The following is a 1799-nucleotide window of genomic DNA, read 5'->3' on the forward strand; positions in this document are numbered from 1 at the left end:
GTGGTCGACCAAATGCTACATGAACATGCGACCGCTCTATCAGCCACAACTCTCTGAAACCGGAGCCGTCGCCTGATCAAAAGTGCGGAAGATTCTGGACAGTACCGCTTGGGGTCTAGCGACGGCTGGGCCGAGAAGTCGAAGCCGGAGAGATCGCGAACGAACGGGAAGCGAGCGAGTTTGAGGGTCATCTCGATGCGCCGCTCGTCCTTGCGGGCGATCTCGCGCTCGCACAGTAGCACCAGGGTCTCGCGCAGGCTCAGCTCTTGTCGGCCGGCCTCGTCCAATAGCCCATCCAACTGGTCGCGGACGGCGGTCAGCTTCAGGCGGGTCAGCATATCGCTCAGGCGATCGGAGACAGCGGCGCGCATCAGAAGCTCCCCCCGACGATTGCCTCATACTCGCCGAGCGGCCGCAGCAGCGCCGGCGGCACAACGGACGATCCTGCGAGCGCGCCAGCGCGGTTCGATCCAGTCAGGCCCGCAAAATGCTCGGGGTCGACGACGCGGCGGCGACGACCGGCACAAATCGGATGGACGGCCACCTCATGGATCCCATGGTGGATGCGCACGAGCCGGGAGAGCGTGAGGTCGTCAGGGCGATCAGTCTTAAGCGTGCAGTGGTGCTGATCGCCAATCCGGCCCGTTGTCGTGCGGCGGCTGCCGCTGATCGTAAGCTTGGCCGAACGCCTTTTGTCTGCGGCCTGAACGTCTTCATTGTTCTTGACGGCAAGTGGCCCACGCGGGCCGCGTTTCGTTGGGTGAATTGCTACGCGGTCTCGTCAGCTTTCAGTCAGCTGGCCCCGGTACAAAACGGTTGGGTTTAGCGAGGGCGGCAGCCCGCTAAACTCATCGGCAGCGTGGGTGTGGCAGGATACGGGCCTTGATGCCTCCATGGCTAACCGGCTCCGAGCCGCGCCCTCGCTGCTTCCGACTGGTGGGCAGGGATCAAGTAGTTAGGCTCGTCCTCCGACGACGATGACCTCCCGGCCAGCTTCCTCCGCTGCTATGAGGCTGGCCGTGTGGGAGTTGGCTGCTCGTGGCAGGGACAGCGCTTCCTCCGTGTATGCGTGGGGGATAAGCGCCGAGTCACGTTGCCGCAAACGTCAAAGGGTGGTGCGGGCGGGGATAGGGACAGTGTCTGATTCCAACGCAACCGAACAGCGCCGAGTCTCCGCACTGCCTGCGACCCCAAGTCACCCTTACCTGTCTTGGTAGTTGAACACGAGAAGCATGATGCTGCGCCCGCCATGCCTTCGGAGCGGCGCGGCGAGGCTCTCGTCGGTGCCCCGCTGACGTTCAGCCGTGATGAGTAATTGAAGTCGTTCAGCTGCGGCTAGCAGCTCCGGGTCGGGGTGGATCGTTTCGCTCGGCTTAGGCTCGGGCGCGATGGCGCGCTCGCAAGCCCTCAGCCAGGCCGGCAAAGACCGGGCCACGGTTCGTAGTTCATTGTGGCAGGTCTCTCTTGACGGGATTGGCGATGGGCCAGTGAGGCTCCGGACCTCTCAAGCACAGAGCCTCACCACGGAAAGGAGGACAACGCACTGGCCGCAACAGCGCGATCCCACCCTAGGCAGACTCGCCGCCACTAATTCTGCGATTTCCCGGTAAACCGTTTAGGCTGAACGACTGCCCGGCCGAACGACTGAACAACTGAGCGCCTTAAAGCTCCGAGAGCGACTCGCCCGCCCGACTAAACGGGTTTTGAGCTGCTGCCGGTTTGATGGACACCGAGATTAGGTGTTTCATGAAGCCGGAGGTGCACGGAAGTTCAGTCGCGAGTTCAAGATCGAGGCGGTC

2 protein-coding genes are annotated in these 1799 nt (G+C 62.9%); one reads left to right on the top strand and one right to left on the bottom strand.

Features of this window, described 5'->3' with window-relative positions; genetic code table 11:
* Positions 1–371: ATP-binding protein (locus GA0061099_RS39100; protein WP_244621066.1), on the bottom strand; the 371-nt coding region annotated here is incomplete at its 3' end.
* 116 nt (positions 372–487) lie between these two features.
* Between GA0061099_RS39100 and GA0061099_RS39105 the strand changes: the two genes are divergently transcribed.
* Positions 488–826 carry a hypothetical protein gene (locus tag GA0061099_RS39105; protein ID WP_036032500.1) on the top strand — a complete coding sequence of 113 codons (339 nt, stop codon included), beginning with the start codon at positions 488–490 and terminating at the stop codon, positions 824–826.
* Positions 827–1799 lie beyond the last annotated feature (973 nt).

It is taken from the genome of Bradyrhizobium yuanmingense (assembly GCF_900094575.1).
Taxonomy (GTDB): Bacteria; Pseudomonadota; Alphaproteobacteria; order Rhizobiales; family Xanthobacteraceae; genus Bradyrhizobium; species Bradyrhizobium yuanmingense.

Coding starts and splice junctions, on each gene's coding strand:
- GA0061099_RS39105 (WP_036032500.1), top strand. CDS start 488: ATGCTCGGGGTCGACGACGCGGCGGCGACGACCGGCACAAATCGGATG.